This is a genomic window from Hydromonas duriensis, assembly GCF_004363775.1.
Taxonomy (GTDB): domain Bacteria; phylum Pseudomonadota; class Gammaproteobacteria; order Burkholderiales; family Burkholderiaceae; genus Hydromonas; species Hydromonas duriensis.
The window spans coordinates 1-3794 of record NZ_SNZE01000053.1 but is presented as its reverse complement, the minus strand read 5'-3'; the positions used below and the strand labels follow the sequence as shown (position 1 = coordinate 3794).

The window sequence follows — 3794 nt, the reverse complement described above, 5'->3', positions numbered from 1 at the left end:
TTTAAAATCATCTCCACCAAAGGCAGCATCGAACTCGCCGCCGCAGAAGAAATCCTCGCCACGGCAGGGGGCTCATACATCAAAATCAACAAGAGCGGGATTGAACATGGCACACCAGGGACTTGGTTTGCTTGGGCGGCGACTCATGGGAAGCCGAGTGAGAAGAGTTTGTCGGTGGCGCATTTGCCGAAGAATTACGCAAGAAAATTTGAGTTCAAAGATGAAAATGGCAATGCACTTGTGAATAAAAAATACGTTGTCTATAAAGAAAGCGGTGAGGCTGTCAGGGGCGTTACGGATGGCGAAGGTAAGACGCAGACATTTTACTCTCCAGCCGTTGAAGAGTTAACAGCACATTTGATTTTGGAGGTTAAACCATAATGAGTTTTTATTTCAGTACACGTCTAAGGATCAATCTTAAAAGCCTGAGTGAACCCCTACTACAACAGCTTAAACTAGGCAAGCTCAAGGCAAGATACCAAGCCGTCACAAAAGTGAATGGGAAAGTAGAAACAATTGAAGGTGATGCGACGTTTGACAGCAATGGATATAGTAGCACTGGGGGCAGGGTTCCTTCTCGTTACTCCAGTTGGGATGGCGGCGCAAAATCAGAAGTAAGTGCGCAGTGGTATATTTTTGATGAAAACAAAACAGAAATCTGGCATAGCTGGGTGAACAAGATGTTTACAGATGCACAAACAACTGTAAACGACTGGAGTGTGGCAAATATTGTGCGAGCAAAAAACGGCCTAACTACAAATATAAACAATGGGGAGATTCAAACGACCACCACGACACCCCCCGATTTTTATAATTTTAATTATCAGGAGATTGAAGCGGGGATTAATGCACGTATTGCTAATCCCTATTTAATTGACCAAGGTTCGAGTTCTCTCTGTGGTATGGCTGCATCTGCTCATTTTTATGCACAAAAAAGACAGAGCGACTATGAACAATTCGTAAAAAGTCTCCATAAATATGGCAAGGCTACATCGGCTGCGGGTTATCAGTTAACTACAGACACGGATAAACATTTGCAACAATACGCACAGTCTAGTAAAAAATATCCAGCCTCTTCAATCGTTGGAAAGGTACATCCTGTTGATTTTATACTTTTAGCTAGCTTGCGGGATCATTTAAATGGCGTGTTTGACTATGATCCAGATAGTGATAATGCAGGAGGGGCAGTTGAGGGAGGTACGGGAATGTCGCTTCCAGGCGATGTGACAACTTTGTTTAAAAATATGATTGGATTAAGCGATGTATCTTTTGTACTCCCTATCCAAACACCTAGTTTTAAAAAAGATTCTTTTACTATTAAAAGTTTGGACGAAATCAAATCTTACTTAGATAAGGGTTATTGTGTCGCTATGCTTATCCGTATGAATTTGTTGTCAAATAAAATTAGTAACTCCCCAATTCCAGAGCATTGGATAGGGATTCATGAGCTTACATATGATGCGAATGAGAGGACTGTTGATATGACAGTTTTTACATGGGGTCAAAGCAAAACGTACTCTAAAATTTCATTTGGTGCGTTTAATACAAATTTTTTAGGATTTGCCAAAGGGCTTTAATACGCTTTCAACGGTGAGGAAATGGTGATGAGATTTATTAAACGGATACTTAGCATATTATTATTGGGACTACTCGGTGTAAGTACAGTCGGCTGTACTGAGGGAATGAGTAATGAAGATTTGTTATCTGAATCAAAACGCTGTGAAGCTAGAGCTACCATTGATAGCATGGATTTTATTTTGGTTGGCTTTAAATATAAAGATATTAATCCTGTTGTAGTCAGGCGACTCCGAAATGCTCATGTTGTTGAGGAGTTTACAGTTGTACCAAAAGAAAAGACTTTAGATCCAATTAGAAATTGGTATGGCGCCACGATTAATAGAACATTTTACATCGGTGATACTTATCAATTTGTTGTTAAGGATGAACCAGCATTTGTTTTAACTGATATGAAAAATTATGCATTTATTCCGCCTGCACGAGAAAAATTTGTTTTGTGCTCTATTGGAAATATCACTATAAATGGCACTAAGATAGATGGTGCAAATATTATTTTAACTAAAAAGGGTTCTTAGTAGTACTCACTTGCAGTCCAATTTTGCAAGGTCAATAATAAAGTTTTGGTTTTAAAAGCACCTGCTTTGGAAGTTCCATCTTGTATGAAATAGGCTTTTATTTGAAACAAAGGTTTTAATATGAAAAAAATGCTATTTTTTTTGGTTTGCATGTTTTTTGCTCCAGTGAGCGCTATATTTGCCCAGGATGCTCAAACTACTCCAGTTAGTCAGTTTTATCCAGGTAGTTATTACGGAGACTGGGTCTCAACTATACAAGTTTCAAATGAACAAAACAAACAATTGGAACAGGTTGTATTAACAACCCGAGCCATAAATAATAAGGATGCTCAGTTGTCTTTTGGTATCGAGGTTGCGAATTCATGTGCTTTTGGTCAGGTTCCATATTTTAGTGGGAGGCTTGAGGATTTTGTAAGTATAAAGGTCGTTAATGCCAAAGACCCATCATGCCCAAGCTGTCTTACAGAAATCAAACCTAGTATCAAACAAGGTGAGTCTCATGTTACATGGGAAGTCGATGGACAGGACTTTGATTTTATTCAAAGAGTCAACGCCTCTTACTTTTCAGGCTTATCACTTGCTGATCCTATCGGGCAGGATATTACGTCTATACTCAAAGCGTTTGATAAAGGGAAAAAACTTTCTATAACTATTTCGGGCATGCCATCAGCAACGTTCAGCTTAAATGGCTATTCACAAATTAAAACCTATGCTCTAAAACTATGTGCGATGGGCAAATGGCAATGAACGCCACTTATGTTTTATGTTGCACAGGATGAGAATGTTAAGTTTTATAGGTATAGGAAACTAGCTTCCAATCTTCAAAGCATCAATTGGCAGCGTGGCACCTTTGGTTGTTAGAGGGCTTAAATATGGCTCTATGAATCTTTATTCAAAACCGCTTGCAAATCCAGTCGTTGCTGGAGAGCCTAAAGCTGAGGATTTACCATTTTTAGTACAGCGAAGTAGCTTAAAATTTAAAGACATCAATGATTCCCCTGACGCAAAAGCAAAAGGGAGGGCGGCATTTGGGATTGCTGCTGAGAGCGGTATTGTTGTTATGGTTCAACCACATAATCCAGCAGGTGGAGGATTGAGCTATTATGAACTGAGAGACAAATTTATTGCTTATGGTTGTCAATCGGCTTTTTTTGTTGATGGTAGTGATTCTGTATTTTTAAATCTTCAAGGAAAGGAAGTTTTGGAGGCTGCGTACCCTAAAAATTCTACTCAAACATCAGCCATCAGTTTTAAAAGTCTATAAGTTGAAAGCAAATTATGAAATTGAAAACTGCCTCGTTAATGATATCGGTCATCTTGATCTGCCCTCGAATTGACGGACACCTTTTAACGTAAAAAGAGAGGTGTCAAATGCAACGCAATCGTTACGATGACTCATTCAAAGCTGAGGCAGTGAGTTTAGCATTATCAGGAGAGCTGAGTTACGCGGAAGTGGCTCGAGATTTGGGTATAAACTACGGAACATTAACGAACTGGATTTATGAAACCATGAAGAATCCTAAAGCTGCCTCAACCAAAGGCCAAAGCCCAAGTCGCCAAGACTATCAAACATTAGAGCGTCAACTCAAAGCCGCTCATAAAGAGCTTGATTTGCGCAAGCGGGAGATTGAATTCCTAAAAAAGGCAAGCGCGTACTTTGCGAGCCTGAAACCGTAAAGTACGCAATGATTGGTCAGGACG

Annotated in this window: 6 protein-coding genes; all 6 read left to right on the top strand. The window is 39.6% G+C overall.

The window, feature by feature from the left end:
• A partial coding sequence (locus DFR44_RS11110; protein WP_133621635.1) for a DUF2345 domain-containing protein occupies positions 1–381 on the top strand: 381 nt, incomplete at its 5' end.
• The gene (locus DFR44_RS11105) at positions 381–1577 is read left to right on the top strand and encodes a hypothetical protein (RefSeq protein WP_133621634.1); all 1197 of its coding nucleotides are present in this window, start codon (positions 381–383) and stop codon (positions 1575–1577) included. The genes DFR44_RS11110 and DFR44_RS11105, both read left to right, overlap by 1 nt.
• A 27-nt stretch (positions 1578–1604) precedes the next feature.
• A complete protein-coding gene (locus DFR44_RS11100) occupies positions 1605–2093 on the top strand; it encodes a hypothetical protein (protein WP_133621633.1) in 489 nt (162 codons plus the stop codon).
• Between the two features lie 120 nt (positions 2094–2213).
• Positions 2214–2840 carry a hypothetical protein gene (locus DFR44_RS11095; RefSeq protein ID WP_133621632.1) on the top strand — a complete coding sequence of 209 codons (627 nt, stop codon included), beginning with the start codon at positions 2214–2216 and terminating at the stop codon, positions 2838–2840.
• 94 nt (positions 2841–2934) lie between these two features.
• Complete coding sequence (locus tag DFR44_RS11090; protein WP_133621631.1) at positions 2935–3357, top strand: phosphodiester glycosidase family protein; 423 nt, start codon at positions 2935–2937, stop codon at positions 3355–3357.
• Positions 3358–3464: 107 nt separating this feature from the next.
• Positions 3465–3770 (top strand): transposase, encoded by a 306-nt coding sequence (locus DFR44_RS11085; protein WP_133620012.1) that lies wholly within the window; start codon positions 3465–3467, stop codon positions 3768–3770.
• The last annotated feature ends 24 nt before the right edge of the window (positions 3771–3794 follow it).

Coding starts and splice junctions, on each gene's coding strand:
- DFR44_RS11105 (WP_133621634.1), top strand. CDS start 381: ATGAGTTTTTATTTCAGTACACGTCTAAGGATCAATCTTAAAAGCCTG.
- DFR44_RS11095 (WP_133621632.1), top strand. CDS start 2,214: ATGAAAAAAATGCTATTTTTTTTGGTTTGCATGTTTTTTGCTCCAGTG.
- DFR44_RS11100 (WP_133621633.1), top strand. CDS start 1,605: ATGAGATTTATTAAACGGATACTTAGCATATTATTATTGGGACTACTC.
- DFR44_RS11085 (WP_133620012.1), top strand. CDS start 3,465: ATGCAACGCAATCGTTACGATGACTCATTCAAAGCTGAGGCAGTGAGT.